The organism is Olsenella phocaeensis (genome assembly GCF_048189965.1).
Taxonomy (GTDB): domain Bacteria; phylum Actinomycetota; class Coriobacteriia; order Coriobacteriales; family Atopobiaceae; genus Olsenella_I; species Olsenella_I phocaeensis.
In genome coordinates this window covers 62,047-84,984 of the sequence record NZ_DBEZHV010000011.1, presented here as the reverse complement: position 1 = coordinate 84,984, position 22,938 = coordinate 62,047, and the positions used below count along the sequence as shown (strand labels likewise).

General features: G+C 66.0%; 19 protein-coding genes and 1 riboswitch. Of the genes, 15 read left to right on the top strand and 4 right to left on the bottom strand.

What is annotated here, in order from left to right; all coding sequences use genetic code 11:
* Nucleotides 1-32 precede the first annotated feature (32 nt).
* The 6 genes from ACMPH2_RS05350 to ACMPH2_RS05325 all read left to right on the top strand — a co-directional run bounded on the left by ACMPH2_RS05350 (nt 33) and on the right by ACMPH2_RS05325 (nt 4,901).
* Nucleotides 33-506, top strand: a complete 474-nt coding sequence (locus ACMPH2_RS05350; RefSeq protein ID WP_417118806.1) for a Fur family transcriptional regulator — start codon at nt 33-35, stop codon at nt 504-506.
* Nucleotides 499-867, top strand: a complete 369-nt coding sequence (locus ACMPH2_RS05345; protein ID WP_009278887.1) for a hypothetical protein — start codon at nt 499-501, stop codon at nt 865-867. The genes ACMPH2_RS05350 and ACMPH2_RS05345 overlap by 8 nt, the downstream gene beginning before the upstream one ends.
* A 54-nt stretch (nt 868-921) precedes the next feature.
* Entirely contained in the window at nt 922-1,938 is a 1,017-nt protein-coding gene (locus ACMPH2_RS05340) for a metal ABC transporter substrate-binding protein (protein WP_314638754.1), read from the top strand.
* Nucleotides 1,938-2,672 carry a metal ABC transporter ATP-binding protein gene (locus tag ACMPH2_RS05335; RefSeq protein WP_417118805.1) on the top strand — a complete coding sequence of 245 codons (735 nt, stop codon included), beginning with the start codon at nt 1,938-1,940 and terminating at the stop codon, nt 2,670-2,672. Before ACMPH2_RS05340 ends, ACMPH2_RS05335 begins: the two co-directional genes overlap by 1 nt.
* Nucleotides 2,672-3,472, top strand: coding sequence for a metal ABC transporter permease (locus tag ACMPH2_RS05330; protein ID WP_417118804.1), 801 nt, complete (start codon nt 2,672-2,674; stop codon nt 3,470-3,472). Before ACMPH2_RS05335 ends, ACMPH2_RS05330 begins: the two co-directional genes overlap by 1 nt.
* Nucleotides 3,473-3,932: 460 nt before the next feature.
* Complete coding sequence (locus ACMPH2_RS05325; protein WP_417118803.1) at nt 3,933-4,901, top strand: hypothetical protein; 969 nt, start codon at nt 3,933-3,935, stop codon at nt 4,899-4,901.
* Between the two features lie 182 nt (nt 4,902-5,083).
* Here the strand turns inward: ACMPH2_RS05325 and ACMPH2_RS05320 are convergent, their stop codons facing one another.
* The gene (locus tag ACMPH2_RS05320) at nt 5,084-6,097 is read right to left on the bottom strand and encodes a dipeptidase (RefSeq protein WP_417118802.1); all 1,014 of its coding nucleotides are present in this window, start codon (nt 6,095-6,097) and stop codon (nt 5,084-5,086) included.
* Nucleotides 6,098-6,186: 89 nt separating this feature from the next.
* Entirely contained in the window at nt 6,187-6,816 is a 630-nt protein-coding gene (locus tag ACMPH2_RS05315; protein WP_417118801.1) for an HAD family hydrolase, read from the bottom strand.
* Nucleotides 6,817-7,062: 246 nt separating this feature from the next.
* Between ACMPH2_RS05315 and ACMPH2_RS05310 the strand changes: the two genes are divergently transcribed.
* A complete protein-coding gene (locus ACMPH2_RS05310; RefSeq protein ID WP_303133398.1) occupies nt 7,063-7,878 on the top strand; it encodes an HAD family hydrolase in 816 nt (271 codons plus the stop codon).
* A 28-nt stretch (nt 7,879-7,906) separates the two neighbouring features.
* Here ACMPH2_RS05310 and ACMPH2_RS05305 read toward each other — a convergent pair whose 3' ends face one another.
* Nucleotides 7,907-9,133, bottom strand: coding sequence for an ATP-binding protein (locus ACMPH2_RS05305; protein ID WP_417118800.1), 1,227 nt, complete (start codon nt 9,131-9,133; stop codon nt 7,907-7,909).
* Nucleotides 9,134-9,443: 310 nt separating this feature from the next.
* On the opposite strand from ACMPH2_RS05305, the gene ACMPH2_RS05300 reads away from it, so the two are divergent.
* Nucleotides 9,444-9,686: an HAD family hydrolase gene (locus tag ACMPH2_RS05300; RefSeq protein ID WP_417118799.1), complete on the top strand. Its 243-nt coding sequence runs from the start codon at nt 9,444-9,446 to the stop codon at nt 9,684-9,686.
* Between the two features lie 6 nt (nt 9,687-9,692).
* Here ACMPH2_RS05300 and ACMPH2_RS05295 read toward each other — a convergent pair whose 3' ends face one another.
* Nucleotides 9,693-10,733 (bottom strand): GGDEF domain-containing protein, encoded by a 1,041-nt coding sequence (locus ACMPH2_RS05295; protein WP_417118798.1) that lies wholly within the window; start codon nt 10,731-10,733, stop codon nt 9,693-9,695.
* A gap of 226 nt (nt 10,734-10,959) precedes the next feature.
* Nucleotides 10,960-11,033, top strand: a riboswitch (cyclic di-GMP riboswitch).
* Between the two features lie 27 nt (nt 11,034-11,060).
* On the opposite strand from ACMPH2_RS05295, the gene ACMPH2_RS05290 reads away from it, so the two are divergent.
* The 7 genes from ACMPH2_RS05290 to ACMPH2_RS05260 all read left to right on the top strand — a co-directional run bounded on the left by ACMPH2_RS05290 (nt 11,061) and on the right by ACMPH2_RS05260 (nt 22,715).
* Nucleotides 11,061-13,910 (top strand): Cna B-type domain-containing protein, encoded by a 2,850-nt coding sequence (locus ACMPH2_RS05290; protein ID WP_417118797.1) that lies wholly within the window; start codon nt 11,061-11,063, stop codon nt 13,908-13,910.
* 94 nt (nt 13,911-14,004) lie between these two features.
* Nucleotides 14,005-15,105: a hypothetical protein gene (locus ACMPH2_RS05285; protein WP_417118796.1), complete on the top strand. Its 1,101-nt coding sequence runs from the start codon at nt 14,005-14,007 to the stop codon at nt 15,103-15,105.
* A gap of 85 nt (nt 15,106-15,190) precedes the next feature.
* Nucleotides 15,191-16,438 carry a DUF4013 domain-containing protein gene (locus ACMPH2_RS05280; RefSeq protein WP_417118795.1) on the top strand — a complete coding sequence of 416 codons (1,248 nt, stop codon included), beginning with the start codon at nt 15,191-15,193 and terminating at the stop codon, nt 16,436-16,438.
* Nucleotides 16,439-16,876: 438 nt separating this feature from the next.
* The gene (gene pheS / locus ACMPH2_RS05275) at nt 16,877-17,944 is read left to right on the top strand and encodes a phenylalanine--tRNA ligase subunit alpha (RefSeq protein WP_062530828.1); all 1,068 of its coding nucleotides are present in this window, start codon (nt 16,877-16,879) and stop codon (nt 17,942-17,944) included.
* A gap of 53 nt (nt 17,945-17,997) precedes the next feature.
* Nucleotides 17,998-20,463: a phenylalanine--tRNA ligase subunit beta gene (gene pheT / locus ACMPH2_RS05270; protein WP_417118794.1), complete on the top strand. Its 2,466-nt coding sequence runs from the start codon at nt 17,998-18,000 to the stop codon at nt 20,461-20,463.
* Between the two features lie 805 nt (nt 20,464-21,268).
* Nucleotides 21,269-21,961, top strand: a complete 693-nt coding sequence (locus tag ACMPH2_RS05265; protein ID WP_234946883.1) for a hypothetical protein — start codon at nt 21,269-21,271, stop codon at nt 21,959-21,961.
* Complete coding sequence (locus ACMPH2_RS05260; RefSeq protein WP_009278906.1) at nt 21,945-22,715, top strand: GntR family transcriptional regulator; 771 nt, start codon at nt 21,945-21,947, stop codon at nt 22,713-22,715. Before ACMPH2_RS05265 ends, ACMPH2_RS05260 begins: the two co-directional genes overlap by 17 nt.
* Nucleotides 22,716-22,938 lie beyond the last annotated feature (223 nt).

Below are 22,938 nucleotides of genomic sequence, written 5' to 3'. Positions count from 1 at the left end.
CGGGGTCGGACGACGACGGGAGGCGAGAGCGGATGCCAGCGGTCAGGCACGGCTACAACACCAGGCAGAGGCAGGCGGTCTTCGACTTCCTCTCGCGCCACGCCGACCACTACCTCAGCGTGGACGACGTCTTCGGGAGCCTGCGCGAGGAGGGCTCCAAGGTGGGCCGCACCACCGCCTACCGCACGCTCGAGGCGCTCGCGCGCGACGGCGCCGTTGCCAAGGTCGTCTCGCCGGGTGGGGGAGAGTCGCGCTATCGCCTGATCGACCCCGAGCGTCCCGACGAGGGCCAGCTGGTGTGCCTGGGCTGCGGCAAGGTGCTCGCCCTGGACTGCCACATGCTGGACGACCTGCACGAGCACGTGCGCAGCGACCATGGCTTCCGGATCGAGTTCTCGCGCACGGTGCTCTATGGCTACTGCGACGACTGCCAGGCGGCCCATCCCGGTGCCTCGCCCGCCGACGCCGACGCGGCTCCCGCGGGGGAGAGCGGCTTCCATGCCTAGCCCGTCCTCGCCGCTGTGCGTCGGCCGTCCTGACGTCCCTGCGCGCGCCCGCGCAGTCCACGGCGGCCGTCCGCGCGGTCCTCTCGCCCTCGCGCTCTGCCTCGTGCTCGCCCTGCAGCTGGGCCTCTCGGCCCTGTGGCTCGCGCGCGAGTCTCACCACGAGTGCCAGGGCGAGGGCTGCCCCATCTGCCGCACCATGGCCCAGGTGGCGCGCGTCGCCGGCAGGGGAGCGCTGCCGGCCGGCCCCGCGCCGCGACCCGTGGGACTACCCGCTCCCGCGAGCGTCCTCGCGATCGTGGCGTGCTGCGTCACTCTCGCCCGAAAGACGCCCATCGACCTGGGGGTCCGCCTCGACATCTGAGCCTCGTGCCAGATCGAGCCCAAGAAGCGGAGACGAACCACAGGAGGAACAAGCATGAACAAGTCCATCAGCAAGAGCTTCGGTCCCATCGTGTCCCGTCGCGGGCTGCTCGCTGCCGCCGCGATCGGCGCCGGCACGCTGCTCGCCGCCTGCTCGAAGCCTGCGGGCCAGGACGGCGCCGCCGCAACGACCGCGACCGACTCCGGCAAGCTCAAGGTCGTCGCGAGCTTCTATGCCATGTACGACTTCGCGCAGAAGATCGCCGGCGACCGCGCCGAGGTCAGCTGCCTCGTGCCCGCCGGCACCGAGCCCCACGACTGGGAGCCCTCCACCGCCGACCTGCGCAGCCTCGAGGAGGCTGACGTTCTGGTGTACAACGGCGCCGGCATGGAGCACTGGGTGGACGACACCCTGAAGAGCCTCTCGAACTCCAAGCTGGTCACGGTCGAGGCCAGCAAGGACGTCGACCTGCTCGAGCTCAGCGCCGAGGCGCTCGAGGAGGAGAAGGCCGAGCACGCGGAGCACGGCGAGGACCCGAGCGAGGTCTCGACCACCGACCCGCACTGCTGGCTCTCGCCCACCAACGCCGCGATCCAAATGCGCGCCATCGCGGACGGCCTGATCTCTGCCGACCCCGACGGCAAGGACGCCTACGAGGCCAACTACGACAAGTGGTCGGCCGAGGCCGCCAAGCTCGACGGCGAGTTCTCGCAGGCGATCGAGAAGCTGCCCAAGCGCGACATCGTGGTGAGCCACGAGGCCTTCGGCTACCTCTGCCACCAGTACGGCCTCAACCAGATGGCCATCGAGGGCATCGAGGCCGACGCCGAGCCAGACGCCCAGACCATGGCCAAGATCGTCGAGTTCGTGAAGCAGCACGACGTGAAGTACATCTTCAGCGAGGAGCTGGTGAGCCCCAAGGTGGCGCAGGCCATCGCCGAGGCCTCCGGCGCCCAGGTGGAGGAGCTCAACCCGCTCGAGGGGCTCTCCGACGAGGAGCTGGCCGCGGGCGCGGACTACTTCTCGACCATGCGCAAGAACCTCGAGGCGCTTAAGAAGGCGCTGGCCTGATGAGTGCGGGCTCGAGGCCGGTCACGCTGCAGGACGTCCGCTTCTCGTACCGGGGCACTGAGGTGCTGCGGGGGGTCGACCTCGAGCTCGGCGACGGGCAGATCTGTGCCCTCGTGGGGGACAACGGTGCGGGCAAGTCCACGATCGCGCGCCTGGTCGTGGGCGAGCTCGCGCCGGATTCCGGTTCGGTGCGGCTCTTCGGCCAGAGCCCGGCGCGCTTCCGCGACTGGGGGCTGGTGGGCTACGTGCCGCAGCTCCCCCCGGAGGCAATCTCGCGCTTCCCGGCCAGTGTGCTCGAGCTGGTGGACGCGAGCCAGTACTCGCTGGGACGGCGAGCGAGCGGGCGCGAGAGGCGCGCCCGGAGCGAGGAGGCCCTGGCGCGCGTGGGGCTCGCCGCCTACGGGAGGCGGATCATCCGCGAGCTCTCCGGCGGGCAGCTCCAGCGCGTGAGGCTGGCCTGCGCCCTGGTGGGGGACCCGCGGCTCCTGGTCTTGGACGAGCCCACCAACGGCCTGGACAGGGAGAGTCGCAGCATCTTCTACCAGCTGGTGGCGGACGCCCACGACGAGAGGGGCCTCGCGGTCCTGCTCGTGACCCACGACCTGGCCCCGCTCGGCGAGCTGGGCTGCCTCGTGGTGGAGATCGCCGACGGCGTGGCCGTCGAGCGCGGCGGGGGAGACGGGCGCGGCGGGGTTGGCGCCGACGTCGCGGGACGTTCGGGAGGTGCGGCCTGATGCTCGCGTACGTGTTCATGCAGCGCGGCCTGGCAGTGGGCGTTCTCCTGGGAATCGTGATCCCCCTGGTGGGGGTCACGGTCGTCCTGAAGCGCCTCTCGATGATCGGCGACGCGCTCTCGCACACCTCGCTTGCCGGCGTGGCCGCGGGCCTGGTCGGCGGCCTCAGCCCGGTGGGCGGCGCCATTCTCGCCTGCCTGACGGGAGCCCTCTGCATCGAGGGGATTCGCCGGCGCTTTCGCGACCAGTCCGAGCTCGCCGTGGCCGTGGTCATGGCGGCCGGAATCGGCCTCGCCGGTGTGCTCTCGGGCTTCGTGCCCAACGCCTCGAGCTTCAACAGCTTCATGTTTGGCAGCATCCTCACCGTGAGCGCGGAGGAGACCGCGACCATCGCCGTCATCAGCGCGCTGGCCGTGCTCGTCTGCCTGCTCATGCGCCGGGAGCTCTTCCTGATGTCCTTCGACGAGCGCCACGCGCGCGCCGTGGGGGTGCCCGTCTCGGCCGCGAACTTCGCCTTCGTGATCGTGGTCGCGCTGGTCGTGGCCGTGGCGTCGAGGACGGTCGGCTCGCTGATCGTCTCGTCGATGATGGTGGTGCCCGTGGCCTGCGCGCTGCAGCTCGCCCGGAGCTGGAGGCAGACCTGCGTCATCTCCAGCGTGGTGGGCGTCGTGACCACGGTGGGCGGGCTGGTTGTCTCGTACTACTTCGGGCTCAAGCCGGGCGGCACCATCGTGCTCATGGCGGTGGCCCTGCTGCTGGTCATCCTCGCCGCGAAGAAGCTCGCCTCCCTGCTGCGCTAGGCCCGCTTCCTGCTGCGATGGGCCCGAGGATTGGACGGGGTCGTGGTCGTACGACCCCGGAGTCGTACGATCGCGGAGTCGGGCGGGGCTTGGGGTCATACGGGACTGGAGTCGACAGCATTTCTCACAAAATGCTGTCGTTTTTCTCTGCCAACAGGCCAAACGCAAAATTTGACAGCAAATCTCACAGAATGCTGTTTTTTGCCATGGCCGTCTTGGCAGCCGACGCCCCGGGCGGAATTGTGGCCGACTGGTCAAGGCGCACATCACTGGCAGCTAGCTGCACGCGCGGTATTTTTGCCCTCGCTACAATCCGTCCATGGACATTGTCTTCTCGCATAGGACCTCACTCGCGCTCATCCGCGCATGGCGCCGGAGCCATCCGGCACACGACCGTCCGCGGCCGTGTCCCTTCCCCCTGAAGCGGGGTGCTGGAGAACGGATCAAGAGGCAGGACCTCATGTCCCGGCTGCGCGTCCTTGGCATTGACGGAGAGGCCTACCTGGCAAAGTGGGGCAAGCTCGACTGCCTCTGCCATCCCGATACAAGGCGTTCGAGCAATGCGTTCCTCAAGGGGAAGGCATACGCGGGCGAGCCCGAGTTCCCTGCATTCTTGTGTTTGGGAGAAGGAGTCTACGCCTGCAGTGCCGCCCTCACGCTCATGCAGCTCTCTTCCTCGCTCGAGCTTGGCCTGCTGTCAAGCGTCGCATCCGAGCTGGAGGGGACGTTCGCGCGCGACCCGGTCGACCCCGTCAGGGGGGAGGTGGCTTTTGGGCTTGCCCCCTTCGCGGAGACGGACGAGCTGCTTTGGGAGCTCGCTCGGCTTCCTTCCTCCAGTGCCACGTCACGCGTGGGGCGTGCCCTGGGGCTTTCGGGTCCGAACGCCTGGTCGCCCCTCGAGGCCGTGCTTGCGACGCTCCTTGCGCTTCCCGGCGGGGAGGGCGGCTACGACCTGGGTCCCATCATGCTCAACAGACGCGTGCAGGCTGGGGCTGGCTTGCCCATGACTCGCACGTCGAGGGTTCCCGACATCGAGTTCAGGCAGGCACCCGTCTGCTTGAATTATGACGGGGAGGGACACCTTGACCTGCGTGGCCTAGAATCGGCGGCAATGGACCTCGGATCCCGTCCCGGAGACGCCGGTCTGGATCGCAGCCTTCGGTCCCTCAGGCTGCAGCTGAGGCGGAAGTACGTGGATGACCGGCGCCGCGAGAGGGATCTGGCTGCGAGCGGCCGGGCGACCCTCGTGGTGACCAAGGAGGACCTGCTCGAGCGCGGGGCCATGGACCTGCTTGCGCAGCAGCTGATAATCTTGCTGGAGAGGTCGACCCGCCAGAGCCTCATGCTGCCGCGGCGAGCCCTTGCGGACGAAGGGTTGCGGGCAAGGCGAGAGAAGCTTCTCTCTACACTGCTGTTCGATCATCCGTAGGGGCAAGGTGGCGCTGCCGGGGGTAATGATGCCATCCCCGGGGAGGCCGACAGCATTTTGTGAGAATTGCTGTCTTCGATTCCCACCAACAGGCCAAACGTGAAAATCGACAGCATTTCGTGAGATTTGCTGTCTTTGCTTGCCTTCGACGACGGGCGACGCGCCCCTTGCTCCCCGCGGGCTCAGTCCAGCGTGCGCAGGAAGAAGTCGCGGGCGTTGGAGAAGAAGACCTTCTCGCATAGCTCGTCGCCAAAGCGGGCGGCCATGCGCTCGTGGAAGGCCGGAAGCCTCTGGCAGCCGTCAAGCCAATCCGGCACCTCCGAGCCGTCGTAGTCGCTGCCCAGGGCGATGACGTTCTCCCCACCCAGGTCGAGGAAGTGCTCCACGTGCGCAGCAAGCTCGTCGAAGCTCACCTCGGGCGTGGGGCGGCCTGCGACCATCGCACCGTCTGCCGCCGCGCGCTCGGTGACGAAGGCGCGGAAGTAGTTGAGGCCCACGAGGCCTCCGCGTCCCACGATCGCGCGGAACTGGTCATCGGTCAGGTTGCGGGGGTGCCCACAGACGGCACGGCTGTTGGAGTGCGACGCCACGAACGGGGCATCAGAACACGCGAGCAGGTCGGCGAAGCCCTCGTCGTTGAGGTGACTCACGTCCACGACCATCCCCAGCTCCCCCGTGCGCCGAACCGCCCGGCGGCCAAGCGCGCTCAGGCCGTCGCAGGTCTCGTGCCCGCTGGCCAGGGCATTCCTGCCGTTCCAGCAGAGGGTGACCATGCGCACCCCGTCCTCGTGCAGCCGCTCGAGGTAGCCGAGCTCCCCTTCCATGGGGGAGGCGCCCTCGAGGGTCAGGAAGGCTGCCACGCGCCCGGAGGCGACGGCGGCGTCTGCCTCGCCCATGCTGCGCGTCTGCGCCACGAGGTCCGCGTGCAGTCGGACCTGCTCTTCGAAGTAGTCCCGGGCCTGCTCATAGGCGGCACGAGGCGAGAAGGGCGTCCCCTCCAGGACCTCGGGCACCCAGATGGCGAAGCACTGGCACCAGCCGTCACCCGCGACCTGGCGCATGCGGCCGAGGTCCAGGGCGAGGCGATTATGCGCCAGGTCGTCCGCGTCGTTGGGGCCGAGGACGCTGCCGATGGCGTCCACGCCGCGCAGGGCGAGGACGTCGATGGTGTCGCAGTGCAGGTCGAACACACGCATGTGTGCCTCCATTGGGCGGGGGGAAGGAATCGGGGGAGAGTGACGTCCGCACGTTGCCGCATCGGCGTCGTGACGGGTGGGACAGCTGCCTACCCCGCGAGCAGGAAGTCCTCGAGCTCGCGGAAGTCCCGTGCGACGAAGTCTGCGCCAGCGTCTGCGGGTCGCGTGCCATCCCAGTCCACGAGACACGACGCGAAGCCCGCGGCGTGGGCGGCCTGGACGTCCGTGGGCTGGTCCCCCACGTAGGCGCAGCGCGTGGGGTCGGCGCCGGCGAGCCGGGCGAAGTGCAGAAGGGGGTCGGGCTCGGGCTTGTGGCGCTCGGTCGCGTCGGCGAGGACGACGTGGTCCATCAGGCCCTCAAGCCCGAACCTGCCAAAGTACATCCCGTACTCGCCGCTCTCGCGCGAGGTGACGGCCCCCAGCGTCAGCCCGTGGCCGCGCAGGTCGCGCAGGAGCTTGCGTGCACCGGGGAAGTACTCCGCCTCGTCGGCGAAGGCGGCGTAGTCGTCGTTCCAGCGTAGGACGAACTCGTCGGGGTCGACGTCCAGCCCCAGGCGGCCGAGCGCGTCCACGGTCGTGATGCCAAAGGCGACGCGGAAGTCGTCGAGCGGCAGGTCGAGCCCATAGCCATGGGCCGTGCGCTGCCAGGTCCTGAGCAAAGGCGGGTCGGTGTCGATGAGGGTGCCGTCCAGGTCGAAGGCGACGTGGGTGAATCTCATGGGAGCTCCGTTCGTTTCGGCGCGGGCGGGCCCCTCGCAGCGCGGGCAGGCCCCTCTCAGCGCGGGCGGGCCCCTCGCAGCGCGGGCAGGCCCCTCGCAGCGCGGGAAAGCCTCCGCAACTATACTCGTGGACGAACCGCGCGTTCGCGGACGGACCGCATGCGATGACGGAAGTCACCCGTGCGCCACACGAGCCGTCCGCCCATCACGCGAATCGAGGAAGCCCAGAGGCAGGGGAGAAGGCCCATGGCCACCGACGTGCGACTCATTCTGACCGACATCGACGGCACGATCCTGCCCTACGGACAGAAGGTCGTGGGACGACGCACGCTCGCCGCCTTCCACCGCGCGCTGGACGCGGGCCTGCGCATCGGGCCCGCCAGCGGCCGAGGCCACCAGTGGATCGCCCCCCTGCTCGGCGGGGACGAGGCCTGCTGCGCCACGGCCCTGGCCTCCAATGGCATGCAGGTCTACCTGGACGGGGAGCTCGTGCATGAGGAGCTCCTGACGCAGGGGGCGCTCCGTCGGCTGGCGAAGGCCGTGGCGGGCATCGGCGGGGCGGGGGCGGTGGTCTTCGACGACGCCACGCCGCTGCTGGTCCAGGGCTCGCTCGACGACCTCGAGGCCTGCTTTCCCTCGTACGCCGCGCGCTGCCGCGTGGTGGACGACGTCCCGGTGGCCTCCGCGGTCAAGGCGAACGTCTTCCTCGACGGAGACCTCGCTGCCATGCACGAGCTTGCGGACCGCCTGGCCTCCGAGCTGCCCGAGCTGGCCTTTGACGTGCCGCAGCCGGGCTGGATCAACGTGATGACGGCGGGCTGGGGCAAGGGCCCGGCCATCGACGTGCTCTGCGAGCGGCTGGGGATCGGCCTCGACCAGGTCGCGGTGTTCGGCGACGGTGGCAACGACGTGAGCATGCTCGAGCACGTGCCGCTCTCGTTCGCGGTTGAGGGCGCGGCGCCGGAGGCGAAGGCAGCGGCGAGCCGGCAGCTGGGCCGCGTGGAGGACGAGGCGGTGGCCGGCGCCGTCGACGCCCTCGTCAGGGGAGAGATGCCTCGCTAGGCCTTGTTAGGCCTCGCAAGAGGCCCTGCTAGAGGTCAGCGTCCGAAGCCATCAGCTCCGCGATGTTGAGGTGCGTGACGCCGTCCCGCGTCGTGGGGAGGGGGTCTAGGGTGAGCAGGTAGCGCGGCCACCCATCCCTGATTAGCGAGAACGGACGGAACTCCCGTTCCTCCACATTCTGGTCGACGATGCTCATCGACACCTGAACATAAACGTAGCGCTGGTCCTTCCGTGCGATGAAATCCACCTCCAGCCTGCCAACGCGTCCCACGCTGACCGTCCAACCGTGGCGCCTCAGATATTGGTAGACCACGTTCTCGAGGGCTGGGCCGTAGCTGACCTGGTTATCCGTGTTGAGCGCGTAGTAAAGCGAGAGGTCAGCGAGGTAGTGCTTCTCGCCTCCGTGAAGGCTCCTCCTGCTCTTGAGGTCGAACGTGGGGCAGCGATAGAGCACTTTGGCGGCCTCCAGGTAGCCTGCGTAGCGTGAGACCGTCCTCGCGAGGACGGGCGTCCCTTGAGCCTCGCGGAGCTCCTCGGCGATGTTGGCGAAGTTCGTAGGTGCCGCGTAGTTGGAGACCATGTATGTCATGACGCGTCGGAACGCTTCGGCATTGCGGACCTTGCCGGCGCGCCTGCTGACGTCCTTCTCGATGACCTGGGTGATGACGTCCGCTACGTAAGCGGAGCGTGCCGTAGGGTTGGGGAGCCGCACGGCGCCGGGCATGCCGCCTTCGCGCAGGTATCGCTCGAACTCCGCTGCCGTAGGGCCAATCTCTTCCCCGAGTGCCTCCCTCATGCCGAGCCACTCGGGGAATGCCAAGGTAAAGAGCTCAAGCTCGACGTAGCGCCCAGTGAGCTTTGTGGCGAGCTCCCCGGAGAGGAGGTAGGAGTTGGAGCCCGTGATGAAAATCGAGACGCCTTCGAGCCTCCATGCTTCGACGACTTCCTCGAAGCCCTCCACATTCTGGACCTCGTCGACGAAAAGGTAGCTGCCGCGCGGGTCCTCCCCTATGGCCGCCTCGATGGCCTTGTCAAAGGTGTCGGGATCCCTCACGCGCCGGTACCTCCTCGCGTCGAGGTCGAGGTAGGTGATGCGGTCCTCGCCGACCCCACACTCGCGCAGCTCCTCCATCACGGTCTGCATGAGGCAGGACTTGCCGCAGCGCCTCATGCCCGTCACGACCTTGATGAGGTCAGTCTCGTAGAAAGGCCTTAGCCGTTTGAGGTACAGCTCACGTCTGTAGAGTTCCGCCATGGACCTTGCCTCCTTGGAAAATCTCGCTTAAGGATACATAACTCGTAAAAAAATGCAAAGTATGTATCCTTAACGACCACTTTCCCGGTGGTGCCTCTGGCAGTGTCTGCGGCATCGCTGCACTATTGCATGGGACGCATTGATCGTTTTGCATGGGGACGGCTGACGGTCTGACATGGGTCACTTCGCCAGCGCGAGACTTGGCCCATCGCCATCATTTCGCTGTTCGAAGAGCGGGTGCCTTGCGGGTTGGTCGTGCCAGCTGCCAGAAGTGGCGATAGATCGGAGTTGCGCACGGAAGCGCCGAATTGTGGAGACGGTCGACGTGCTCTGCGAGCGGTTGGGAATCGGCCTCGACCAGGTGGCGGTCTTTGGCGACGGGGGCAACGACGTGAGCATGCTGGAGCACGTGCCGCTCTCGTTTGCCGTGGAGGGCGCGGCGCCGGAGGCCAAGATGGCGGCGAGCTGGCGGCTGGGACGCGTCGAGGACGAGACGGTGGCAGACGCCATCGAGGCCCTCGTCAGGGGAGAGATGCCCGCGGTACGGGGGTGAGGGGCATCAGGACGCACAGTGGTGGCTGTGCTTCTCCTGGTACATCTCGACGTCCGCTTTGCTCAAGAGTGGCTTGATGTCGTCCGTCTCGTTGATCCTGCCGGATGCATAGCCGATGGAGAAGCTGACAGGCACATCGTCGATCATGACGTCGTTGTGTAACATACGGCTTTCGAAGACTTTGCGGCTTTTCGCAACACGAGCTGCGAACTCGTTAGATGGGACGGACGAGGACATCGCGAGGTATTCGTCACCGCCTAGGCGATAGAGCTGGATGTTATTACCAAGCTCGTGGGAAATGATTGTTGCGAAAAGCGAGAGAATGCGGTCACCAGTCTCGTGACCGAATCGGTCGTTATATGTTTTGAAGTTGTCTATGTCCAGCACTGCGATGTTGACCCGTTTTCCGATGCTTCTTTGGACGTCAACGTAGAGTGCCCTCACGTTACCTAAGCCTGTAAGGGCGTCTTGGAACGAATACCGCTCAAGACGCTCCTGAGAGCGGATGTCGCACATACGCGTGTGGTATCTGACACAACAGGCAACAATGAGAACGAGACCGAGTGAAATGAAGTTGGTGAGCGTTCCGTGGCCCGTGGCTGATAGCCTTGCTGCCTGCCAGATGACGAGGCCGAACGTCGCGGCTATGGTGGGCATGAGTACGATGGGTCGAATGGCGAATATACAGACGACGCTTACCATTTGGACGATGAAGGAGTACACGCCGTTGCCTCGGGCGAGGTCGCCCATGGTGATAAAAACACCAAAGGCGAGAGAGGCCAACACAAATTGCCCGACCACCAATTGCGAGATGCCGAGCGATACGCGTTCCATCCCACGTTTTGAGCGATGGATGTTCCACCCAATGAGAAGGGCCGCGCTGGAAAAAAGCACAATGTATGCAATACGATGCTGAATGATCCAAGGCCATCCGAGCTGGCGCACCAGTCGCTCGTTCCTTCCCATGAGAAAACTGTTGACGAGCATGTACGTTTCCATGAAGAGTGTTATTGCGGCTAGGGACGTCCCACACCTGAGGTTGGACAACGTGAGTGCGAGGCTCTCGAATCTCGAGTGCCGACGTAGCCCCAATATCAGGCTCAGGCCTCCGACTTCGGTTCGCGTGGGGAGGTCAAATCGGGATGCTGTTGTTGGTGAAGCGTTCAAGTCCGACCCCCTAGCAATGAGATTGGATCAGGGATTTGGCATGAATCAATTTCTTATTGAGCGAGATTAGTATTTTCAGTTTGATTATGTCTACTCTTTTCCCTTAAAATGTGTTGGGCAAAACCGTCGAAAGGCGGCGACGCAAAGCTATAGGGCCTTCACTGGCAGCCAGTTGCAATCCTGTCACTTCGTTGGGAGAGGAGCAGCATGGCTGTCTTTTCTTATCGCGAGAGCCCCATCCGCCTGAGGCTCAGGGCGTTTGCCCTGACGGCATTGTTTGCCATGGTAACCATGCTGGCGGTTTTGCCGTCGAACGCTATTGCTCGTGAGGTCAAGGCAGTCACTGCGACAATCAGTGACCTGCGGATCACGCACATCGACGGCACCACCGCCACAAGTGCATCTACGTATGACACCTTCTACCTGGCGATGAACTGGGACGCGAGCCAGAACGGTGCCAACCTGCACGCGGGCGACTACTTCGACATAACTCTCCCCGACAACATGCGGTTCCCGTCCGACACGACGGCGAGCGACTTCGACATCGTCGGTTCGGATGGTTCGACCGTGATCGCCAAGGCCCACGTCACGCCCGGTGCCAACGACGCAGGCGGCACGGTGCGCGTCACCTTCACGAGCTGGGTCGAGGGCAAGGAGAACGTCAAGGGCTCGATCAGGCTGACCTCGAAGTTCTACGAGTCCAAGTTGACAATCAACGAGGACAACACCTTCAACGTGACGGTCAACGGGGTAGTTACGCCGCTCACCATCAAAATCAACGGGTACCCGGAGCTCCACGACGAGGTGCTCAACAAGTGGGGCGACAAGGATGGGGCAAACGCCGGCCAGGTCCAATGGAGTGTCCGCATCAACCATATGAAGGCTAACCTCAGAAACGTGGTACTTACCGACCACCTGTCTGAGGGGTCTGGGAACGAGACCTACCTTCCCGACAGCTTCCAGCTGTGGCGCGTCACTATGGACTCTACGGGGGGCGTTCTCGAGTGGATCGAGCAGATAGACCTAAGCGACAAGCTGACGGTCGCCCCCGACAACAAGTCCTTCACCCTCAATCTCGGCGACGTCAACGGCACCCAGTACCGTCTCTCGTACAAGACCACCTACACGCCCGGAACGACGCTCAAGAACAACCTCACGCTCAGCTCCACGAACCAGGAGAGCAAAACCGTCTCCTCGTCCTACCACTCCGCCGACTCCGGCGGCTCGGGCGGCGGCACCCTCGCCAATAAGATCAAGCTCATCAAGGTCGATGCGGACGATAATTCCGTCACGCTCGCCAATGCGGTCTTTACCGTGACCGACTCCGATAGCAACAGCTTCGATCTAACCACTGGGTCCGATGGCACCGTGACCTCCGGCACCCTGACCTCCGGCACTTACAAGGTAAAGGAGAAGACGCCACCCAAGGGCTACCTGCTCAATGAGGAGGAGTTCACCCTCAATGTCAACGCGTCGGGTGGTGCCATCCAGACGGTGACTGACGAGCGTATCAAGATTGACATCCCCGTCAGCAAGTCCTGGGTCGGCCCCAAGGGTGATTCCGTCACGGTCAAGCTCAAAGCCGACGGGGTGGACACCGGGAAGACCGTTACGCTTTCCGAGGATAACGACTGGAAAGCCTCCTTCACGGGCATGCCTAAGTACACCACGTCGGGGGATGAGATTACCTACACGTTGGAAGAGGCCGATGTGTCCGGCGTCGATGCCGACAAGTACCACGTCGATGTTACCGGTGACGTCGAGCATGGCTTCACCATCACCAACACGAACAAGGAGACCGTGAAGGTCTCCGGCACCAAGACCTGGGACGACGCGAACGACCAGGACGGCAGGCGCCCCGCCTCCATCACCGTCAGGCTCCTGAGGGACGGCGCCGAGGCAGACTCCAAGGAAGTCACCGCTGCGGATGGCTGGAGGTGGAGCTTCGACGGGCTGGCCAAGTACGACCCGTCCGACGGCCACGAGTACGCCTACGCGGTGGCCGAGGATGCGGTCGCGGGCTACACGGCTACTTCCAACGGCTACAACCTCACCAACACGCATGCCCCCGAGACGACGTCGGTCCCCGTGACCAAGGCGTGGGTCGGCCCCAAGGGGAGCCAGGTCACCGTGCGCCTGCTCGCGGACGGCGCGGCGACGGGCAAGACCGTCACGCTGAGCGATGGCAACAACTGGACGGCCTCCTTCGAGAACCTGCCCAAGTATCGCGACCACGGCACCGAGATCGCCTATACGGTCAGCGAGGAGGTGGTCGACGGATACAGCTCGTCCATCTCGGGCGACGCCGCATCGGGCTTCACCATCACGAACACCAACACCGAGAAGGTCGGCGTCTCCGGAACTAAGACCTGGGATGACGACGGCAACCGCGACGGCAAGCGCCCCGACTCCATCACCGTGCGCCTGCTGGCGGACGGGGTCGAGCGGGCCGCGAAGACCGTCACGTCCGACGACGGCTGGGCGTGGTCCTTCGACGGCCTTAACAAGTACGACCAGGCCGACGGGCACAAGATCTCCTACACCGTGACCGAGGACGCGGTCGAGGGCTACACGAGCAAGGTCAACGGGTTTGACGTCACCAACTCCTACGCCCCCGGCAGGACCTCGCTCACGGTCACCAAGGCGTGGGACGACGGCAACGACAAGGACGGCATCCGCCCCACCTCCGTCAAGGTACAGCTCTACGCCGACGGCAAGCCCATGGGTGACGTGGTGGAGCTCTCCGCAGGCAACAAGTGGACGTACGTCTGGGGCGACCTGTACCAGAAGGACGGCGGCAAGGACATTGCGTACACGGTCAAGGAAGTGGACGTCCCCAACGGCTACAGCTCCGAGGTCTCGGGAGACGCCACGAGCGGCTACAGGCTGACCAACCGCCACACCCCCACGCCCCCGACGCCCGGAAAGCCGGCCAGGAAGTCCGCGCTGCCCAAGACGGGCGACGACGGCCTGGGTGCCGGAGCAATCGCCCTCGTTGGCGCCGCAGGTGTGCTTGGGTTGAGTGGTGCAGTCTGGCTTCGTAGGAAGCAGTCGTAAAAGTTTCAACCCTATCACTTTGCCTTGTCGGTAAAGACTGAAAAAGGCCTCTGGGGTAAACTCCAGAGGCCTTTTGATGGATTGGAGATAAAGCATGGAAGAGAACGAATCAACCCCGCAGCTCTCAGAGGCTGCCGCACGTACCGGTGCCCCCGTGCCGCCGGAGGGGCTGGGGGAGGCCGTGGCCTCCACCGCCTCTGGCGCCAGCGCATCCACGCCTGATGAGTCCGCACCCAAGAAGCCAGTGAACAAGAAGGTTGTGATCGGCATCGTCGCCGTGGCAGTCGTGCTCGTCGGCGTAGGCGCCTTCCTCTTCGCGCGAGGTCAGGCTGCGAACGCGGGTCGTCTCGCCATCCACGAGTCTGCCGAGAAGATCGTCTCCGCAGACCAGGAGCTCGTCGACCTTGACCGGTATGCCGACCTCGAATACTTCTCTCTCGCGTTGAGCGATCCCTCCGACGCCGACGACACCTTCTCGTCCGCGACGGACTCCCTCGACGCGGCGCAGAAGGAGCTCGACGAGGCGAAGTCCAGCGAATGGGCGCTCGACGGCGCCGACAAGGACGCGATCGCCGCTCTGCAGAGCTCCGTCGACGCGCGCAGGAACATGGTCGAGACGGGCCGCAAGGTCGTCGACTCCCTCGGTGGCGCCTACACCGCGAGCAGCAGCATCACTTCCTACTACTCCGACCTCAGCAACTTCCAGACCAGCGTCGGCGACGCGATCAGCGTGGTCAACGCCGCGTCCGATGTCGCATCGATAGACTCGGCTCGCTTCTCGACCGACGTCGAGGGCGCGAAGCAGCATGCGAGCTCCCTCTCCGCCGACGTCAGCGCCGCAAAGGCGGCCGTCCCGTCTGCGGACTTCTCCAAGTTCCAGGACGTCGCGGACAAGAGCGTCGCGCTGGCAGACCTCCTGAGCCAGCTCTCCGGTGCCATCTCGTCCGGTGACACGTCCTCCGTCAACTCGATCGCGCAGACGTTCAACTCGGACAAGAACGACCTCGTCGACGCCATGGGGAAGACGGAGGAGCTCTCTAACCTCGCGGACCTGCTGGTGACCGACGAGGACAAGAGCCTTGCGGCCGACTACCAGTCCGCCCGCGACGCCGCTGTCGCCTCCCTGGAGCCCCTGAGCTCTTACACTGGTATTGACCTGAGCGACCTGACCAAGGGTTCGAGCCTGCTCGACTAGGAAGGCCGTCGCATCGCGCGCCCGAACGCCACAGCTGCGGCAGACGGGTGGCATGCGTCCGACACATCTACGAAAGGATTTGCAAATGGCAGAAGGCAAGGGATATTTCTCGCGCTCCTGGGCGCTCATAGGCAAGGAGCCCGGCTGGTACAAGGTGCCGCTCGTAATGGGCATCGCCAACTTCGTCCCCATCGCAGGTCCGCTCGGGACCTCGGGCTACGTGTTCGAGTGGTCGCGACTCATCGCCTGGGGTGCCGATGTCGCGCCGAAGCGACACGGCGTCAGGGTGGGCGAGTGCATCAAGAGCGGATGGCGTGGCTTCGCGTCCACGATTGGCTGGGGCGTGCTGCTGGGAATCATCATGTCGCTGGTCGCGAGCGTTAGCCACGGCGGCGTGGTGCCGTTCATCCTGTCGCTCCTCATTGGGATCTTTGGCGGTGCGATCTTGGCCGCATGTTGCGTGCGAGCGGCCATATACCAGGACTTCACGGCAGGCTACAGGGCCGACCGCATCTTTGACATGCTCAAGAGGGACTTCGGCGGCATCGCCAGGATCGCGGGCCTCTGCATCCTGATCTCGCTGATCATCACGCTGGCCATGTACCTGATTGCGCTCGTCGCGTTCATTCCCCTGATTACGAAGCTGGTCAGTATGGCCGCCTACACCAGCGCTCATGCCTATTCGTCGTACGCGGGTGACTCGTACTACGTCTACAGCGAGATCATCTCGACACTTATGGGCATGATCCCGGTGCTGCTGGTGATTGGCTATCTGGGGTCGGTCGCGACCTCGTTCGCAAGCCTCGTGGAGTACGCGGCGGTTGGTTTGTGGATGAGGCAGTTCAACGTCCCTGCATGGGGCGCGAGCGGAGACCCCCTGCCTCAGGACCTGATGCTGCCCGGCGCCACGGCGGACCCCGTCGTTCCGGTGGACCCGACCGCAGGCGACGGCAGTGTCGTGGACGCCACGCCGGTCGACACCGCCGACTCTGCCGCTGAGGTCGTCACGCCCCTGGACGTGCCAGCTGCGGCGGTTGCCACGGAGGCCACGGAGGACGTGGACGGGACGGCATCCGTGGAGGCCACGGATGCCGCAGACGAGGCGGCTCCTGTGGTCGAAGAGCTCGCCGCGGACGCGCCGACGGTTGCAGCGCCGACGATGCCTGCGGACGGCGTGACCGGCGAGGTTGCTGGGACGACGCCCGACGAGCCTGCTGTCGAGGACGCGGACGAGGATCCCGACGAGGATTCCGACGAGGATTCCGACGCGGACTCCGATACGGGTGCCGGCATGGCCTCCGACGAGACCAAGGACGAGGACCCGACCCTCTAGGCCTCTCCGTCGAATTGTCCGATGCTTCAGTGACGCCCGGGGTCGCATGGCGCGGTCCCGGGCGTTTCAGGCTGATCGCTCCTCTCGCCCCCGATGTGCTACCATACGCCGAAGGCAATGACGGAGAGGTTCGCAGCCCGCGTCGCCAGCGGAGAAGAGAGGGCACCCACCGGCTGAGAGGTGCCTCCAAGGCTGGGCTGCGAAGTTCACTCCACCAGCCGCGACCTCAACGCAGCGCTCGCCGCCGCAAGTAGGGAAGCCGTAGGCCCCACGGCACGGGGCGGAAGAGCGGGCGCTCGCGAGAGAAAACGCGACGCCAATCAAGGTGGTACCGCGGAATCATTCCGTCCTTGGGCTTGTGGGCCCGAGGACGGTTTTTCGTTCTTGGGCAGGAGGGCGCCGGCAGCCTGCCGGCGGCGACGAGAGGGGTTTCCAAACATGGCAATGTCCGACGACCTGAGGGCCATCCAGGATCAGGTGGAGGAGGGGCTCAAGGAGGCCACCACCCTCGACGCCCTGGAGCAGATTCGCATCGCCGCCCTGGGCAAGAAGGGTTCCCTGACCGCGCTCATGCACATGATGGGCAAGGTCCCCCCCGAGGAGCGCCCCGCCATGGGCAAGCTCGCCAACACCGTGCGCGCCAACGTTGACGCCGCCATCGCCGGTCGCAAAGAGCAGCTGGCCCGGGCCGTGCTCGACGCGCGCATCCAGGCCGAGGCCGTGGACGTGACCCTGCCGGGCCGCCGCCTGACCCCGGGCACCCAGCACCTCATCAGCCAGATCCGCGAGGAGATCGAGGACATCTTCGTGGGGCTCGGCTACACCGTCGAGGACGGTCCCTTCGTGGAGACCACCTACTACAACTTCACGGCGCTCAACGCCCCCGAGGACCACCCCAGCCGCTCGGCCAAGGACACCTTCTACGTGGAGGACCGCGCGCCCGAGGGCAAGGCCCAGCACGTCCTGGGGGAGTCGGACGTCCTCCTGCGCACCCAGACCTCCGGCGTCCAGGTGCATGTGATGGAGGAGAAGAAGCCTCCCATCTACATGATCTGCCCGGGCACGGTGTTCCGCCCCGACACCGCCGACGCCAACCACCTGCCACAGTTCACCCAGGTGGAGGGCCTGGTCGTGGACGAGGGCATCACCTTCGGCGACCTCAAGGGCACGCTGGACTACTTCTGCCGCGAGATCTTCGGCAAGGACCGCGCGACCCGCTACCGCCCGCACTTCTTCCCCTTCACCGAGCCCAGCTGCGAGGTGGACGTGTCCTGCGGCGTCTGTCACGGCAAGGGCTGCCGCTTCTGCAAGAACACCGGCTGGCTCGAGATCCTGGGCTGCGGCATGGTCGACCCCAACGTCTTCGACTACGTGGGCATCGACCCCGAGAGGTACTCGGGCTTCGCTTTCGGCATCGGCGTGGAGCGCGTGGCCGCGCTGCGCTACGACCTGCCCGACCTGCGCATGCTCATGACCGGCGACATGCGCTTCTTGAGGCAGTTCTAAGTCCGCAGACCCCGCGCCACCAAGACTTCCGCGCGACCAAGAAGGAGAATTCCATGCGCGTCTCTTACGAATGGCTCAAGACCATGGTCGACCTGCCCGACGACCCCCAGGAGCTGGTGCGCGAGTTCGTCCGCACCGGCACCGAGGTCGAGGCCGTCGAGCGCGTCGGCGCCGACATCACCAAGGTGGTCACCTCCCAGGTGCTCGAGAAGGTCCCCCATCCCGATTCTGACCACATGTACGTGTGCAAGATGGACGTGGGCGCGCATAACCTGGGCGCCGACGGCAAGCCCGAACCCCTGCAGGTGGTCTGTGGCGCCCAGAACTTCGAACAGGGAGACAAGACCGTGACCGCCCTCGTGGGTGCCACGCTCCCTGGTGGCGTCACCATCAAGAAGGGCAAGCTGCGCGGCGTCGAGTCGCGTGGCATGAACTGCTCCAGCCGTGAGCTGGGCCTGGATGGCGACCACAGGGGCATCATGATCCTGCCTGCGGACACGCCCGTGGGCGTGGACTTCACCGAGTACATGGGGCTCAGCGACACGGTGATCGACTGCGAGATCACGCCCAACCGTCCCGACTGCCTCTCCATGCTGGGCATGGCCTCTGAGGTCAGCGCCATGCTGGACGAGCCGACCCACGTCGAGCTTCCCCAGATCAGGCACGAGAGCGCCGACTTCGGTCGCAGCTCCGACCTGGTGGACGTGCGCATCGACGACAACGAGCTCTGCGGTCGCTACACCGCGCGCGTGGTGCGCAACGTGAAGATTGGTCCCAGCCCCGAGTGGCTGGCCCGTCGCGTCATCGCCGCCGGCAGTCGTCCCATCAACAACGTGGTGGACGTGACCAACTACGTCATGTACCTCACCGGGCAGCCCCTGCACGCCTTCGACCTGGGCAAGCTCACCGAACGCGACGGCAAGCGCCACGTCGTGGTGCGCGCGGCGGCCGATGGCGAGAAGGTCGTGACCCTGGACGGCGTGGAGCGCGAGCTCACCAGCGACATGATCGTGATCACGGACGACGGCAAGGCCCCCGTGGCCTTGGCTGGCGTCATGGGCGGTCTCGACTCCGACATCGACGAGGGCACGGTGGACGTCCTTCTCGAGAGCGCCGTGTTCGAGAAGGGCCACATCAGCCGCACGAGCCGCAACCTCGACCTCATGAGCGAGGCGTCGATTCGCTACGAGCGCCAGGTGGACGGCAGCGGCTGCGCCCGCGTCTCCGACGTGGCCGCCGCCCTCTTCGAGGAGTGCTGCGGCGCCCAGGTCTGCGAGGGCAGGGTGGACGAGTACCCCGCCCCCGTGGCCGCGTCCCGACTCACGCTGCGCCCGGAGCGCGTGCGCTCGCTCTGCGGTGCGCCCATCGAGGACGAGTTCATGGCCTCTCGCCTGCGCCTGCTCGGCTGTGACGTGGTTGCGGGGAAGGACGGTGCCCTCGAGGTGACGGCCCCCACCAACCGTCCCGACCTCACCCGCGAGGTCGACCTGGTGGAGGAGGTGCTGCGCCTCTGGGGCGAGGGCGACGTGGAGCCCACCCTGCCTGCGGCCCGCAACCACGCCGGCGGCCTGACCGAGGAGCAGCGGACGCTCCGCAAGATCGGCTCGACCCTGCGCGCCGCTGGCCTGAGCGAGACCTCCACCTACAACTTCGCCGACCCCCAGGAGCTCGAGCTCCTGGGCATGGGCGAGATGGGCAAGGGCGTGCCCGTGCGCATCCTGCGACCGCTCGTCGCCGACCAGAGCGAGATGCGTCGCGACATGCTGCCCGCCCTCCTGCGCTCCGTCGCCTACAACCGCGACCACGGCGTGAAGAACGTCCACCTGTACGAGGTCGGCCGCGTCTTCTACGGCCACGAGCACAGGAGCCAGCCCGACGAGCCCAGCATGGTGGCCGGCGTGCTGAGCGGCTCCTGGGCGGACGACGCCTGGAACCAGAAGACGGGCGCGCTGGACTTCTTCGACGCCAAGGGCGTGGTCGAGACCCTGCTCGAGGCCCTGCGCATCACCAAGGTCCGCTTCCGTGCGGCCGACCCCGAGGCCTATGGCTGGCTGCAGCCGGGCCGCTCCGCCGAGGTGCTGGCCCAGGGCGAGCTCATCGGCTGGGTGGGCAACGTGCACCCGCGCTCGCTCGAGGCCTTCGGCATCGACGACGCTGTGGTGGCCTTCGAGCTGAGCGTGGCCGCGCTGCTGAGGCTGGCCAAGGACGAGCTGCCCTACGAGGACGTGCCCACGCTGCCCGGCGTCTCCATCGACCTGGCGCTGGTGGTGGACGAGGGCCTGAGCTACGAGCAGGTCATGCAGCGCATCAGGAGCGCCGGTGGCAAGCTCCTGGCCAGCGCGGAGCTCTTCGACGTGTACCGCGACCCCGTGAGGGTGGGCGTGGGCAAGAAGTCGATGGCCTTCTCGCTCGAGTATCGCGCGGCAGACCACACGCTGACCTCCGAGGAGGTGGAGAAGGCGCACGGCAAGCTGGTGGCCAAGGTGACCAAGTCCACCGGGGGAGAGGTGCGCGGCTAGGGGGCACTGGGGCGCCGGACTGGGGCGCCGGGCGCTGCGCGGCGTGGTGCTGCGTGGCGTGCAAGCGGCGCCGTCGTGACGGCCACACCGCTTCGTGCTGCGCGGGTGGCTACGAAGTGGTGGCGCTTCGTAGTGCGAGAGTGGTAGAGAATCGTCTGGATGTCGGCCGGTGGCTCCGAGTGGGCCGCCGGCCGCCTTCTCGCTGCGTTTGGACGCCTGCCACGACGTCGTGTGTGGGCAGCTCTCGTCCGTGACAACGTCCAACGCGTGCTTGATTTCACCGACTGCGCCCAACGCGTGCGTCCTCGCCATCCAAAGCGTCCAACGCGTGCTCGGCTTTGCCGACAACGTCAAATGCGTGCGACTTTCGCTCCAAAGCGTCCAATGCGTCCGAGGGCCCTGCGTTTGCCCAGTTGCTGCATCCGCTTCAGACGCGTTCGACGTAATCGACGTATTGCGGGACGCGTTGGACGTTGCTGATGCATCGGCAGACGCGTTCGACGTAGTTACCGCTTCGGGAGACGCGATGGACGTTATGGCTGCGCCGTGAGACGCGTTCGACGTTTTCGATGCGAGAGGAGACGTGTGCGACGTTGTCAGTGGAGAGGGACGCACGATTGACGTAGTGGGCGGGGGAGAGGCGCGTGTCTGACGTTGCTGGTACGGAGAAGCGCGCGGCGTGCGCGAGGCCGCGCGCGTCAGACGTCGCCCCGTCCGCTCGCGTCAGGCATCGCCCCCGTCGGCGCGGCGCGCGCAAACGTCCTATGATGTTCCAATGCCGAGCTGGAACATTCATAGCGCCCACGTGGAAGCCCTCCTGAAGAAGCGGAGCCCCCAGGAACTGGGGATACGTGACGTCAACGCCTTTCTCTTCGGCAACTTCCTGCCCGACGTCTACGTGGGCTACATGGTCAAGCCCACCACGCGCATCATCGTCTACAACGACACGCACTTCGCGGACCCAAACTTCGTGCCCGAGCCCCGCTACTGGGAGTTCTGGCGCCGCTTCGGCCTGCCCAGCGCCGATGCCGACGGTCGCGTGTCGGACCTCGTGCTGGGTACCTGGTGCCACCTCGTGGCAGACAACGCCTACAACCACGACGTGAACGCCTTCATCGAGGGCATGGGCATCCGTCCGGGCGAGACGACCCGCATCCGCAAGCAGGGGGACTTCGACCTCTTTGGCCGCACCCTCGACCTGCGTCTCGAGTGCCGCCTGGACGACGAGCTTGTCCGACAGGCCCACGCCTTCCCGCAGTACCCCGTGCTCGAGCCCGACCTCAGGGCGAGCGTCGCTGCCGCTTCCGCCATCGTGCGCGACAACCGCCTGCATCACGTGGACGGAACGCCCGCCTACAGCATGCTCACGCCAGAGCTCTTTTCCAACATGTTCGAGGAGGTCCAGCAGCGCATGCTCGAGGGCCTCCTGGCCTACGCCGAGCAAGGCGCCTCGGCGGAGCCCCTCAGAAGGGAGGGCCCCCGTGCCCGACGCCGCTAGCAACAGCGCCCCGAGCGCCCCCGTGTTCGGCAAGCAGGGAGGAGAGCTGCTCTACGTGCAGGTCTCCGACTTCGTGAGGGAGAAGATCTACTCCAAGGACTGGGGCGTGGACGAGCCCATCCCCTCGGAGCACGAGCTCATGGACATGCTCCACCTCTCGCGCGGGACGGTGCAGAAGGGCGTCCGCCAGCTGGTGGACGAGGGCCTGCTCGTGCAGCAGCGAGGCCGCGGGACCTTCGTGGTGCAGCCGGTCATGGCGCGTCCGTCGTCCAACCGCCTGCTATCGTTTGGCGAGTCGATGGGGCATCAGGGAATCGACTTCACCACCCGCGTCATAGAGTGCGAGGTGCGCGCCGCCGGCCCCCTCTGCGCCGAGAACCTGCAGATCGAGCCGGGCAGCGACTACCTATACTTGAGCCGCGTGCGCTACGTGCGCAAGCGCGCGGTCATGTTCATCGAGAGCCACCTCAACCTGGGCGTTTGTCCGGGGCTCGAGGGAGCCGACTTCACGCGAGAGGGGCTCTTCGCCGCCGTGCAGCGCACGAGTGGCCACGAGATTGGCCGCTCCGAGATGGTCTACACGGCCCGCACCGCCGGCAAGGTGCGCGGCGGCCACCTGGAGTGCGACGAGCACGCGCCGGTGCTCGAGCTCGACCAGCTGGTGCGCCTGGACGACGGAACTCCCTTCGAGTGGGGCAGCGTCTGGCTGCCGGCGAACCGCTGCGTCATCAGCAACGAGACCCGCCGCGCGTAGGAGTCGCCTGCGCCATGCGTGCAGTCAGTCGCGCTCGAACGCTCGTCTCGCTTGGTACGCACGAGTGCTGCCAGCGTGCGTCGCGCACGCCGAAGCGCACGACTTTCTCAACTTGCACGCCGAAACGCACGTCCTGCCCAACGCGCACGCTGAAGCGCACGGTCGCATCTGCGTTTGCCCAGTTGGCGGGAGAGGCGTCTGTGCGTTCGAGCGTGGTGGACGA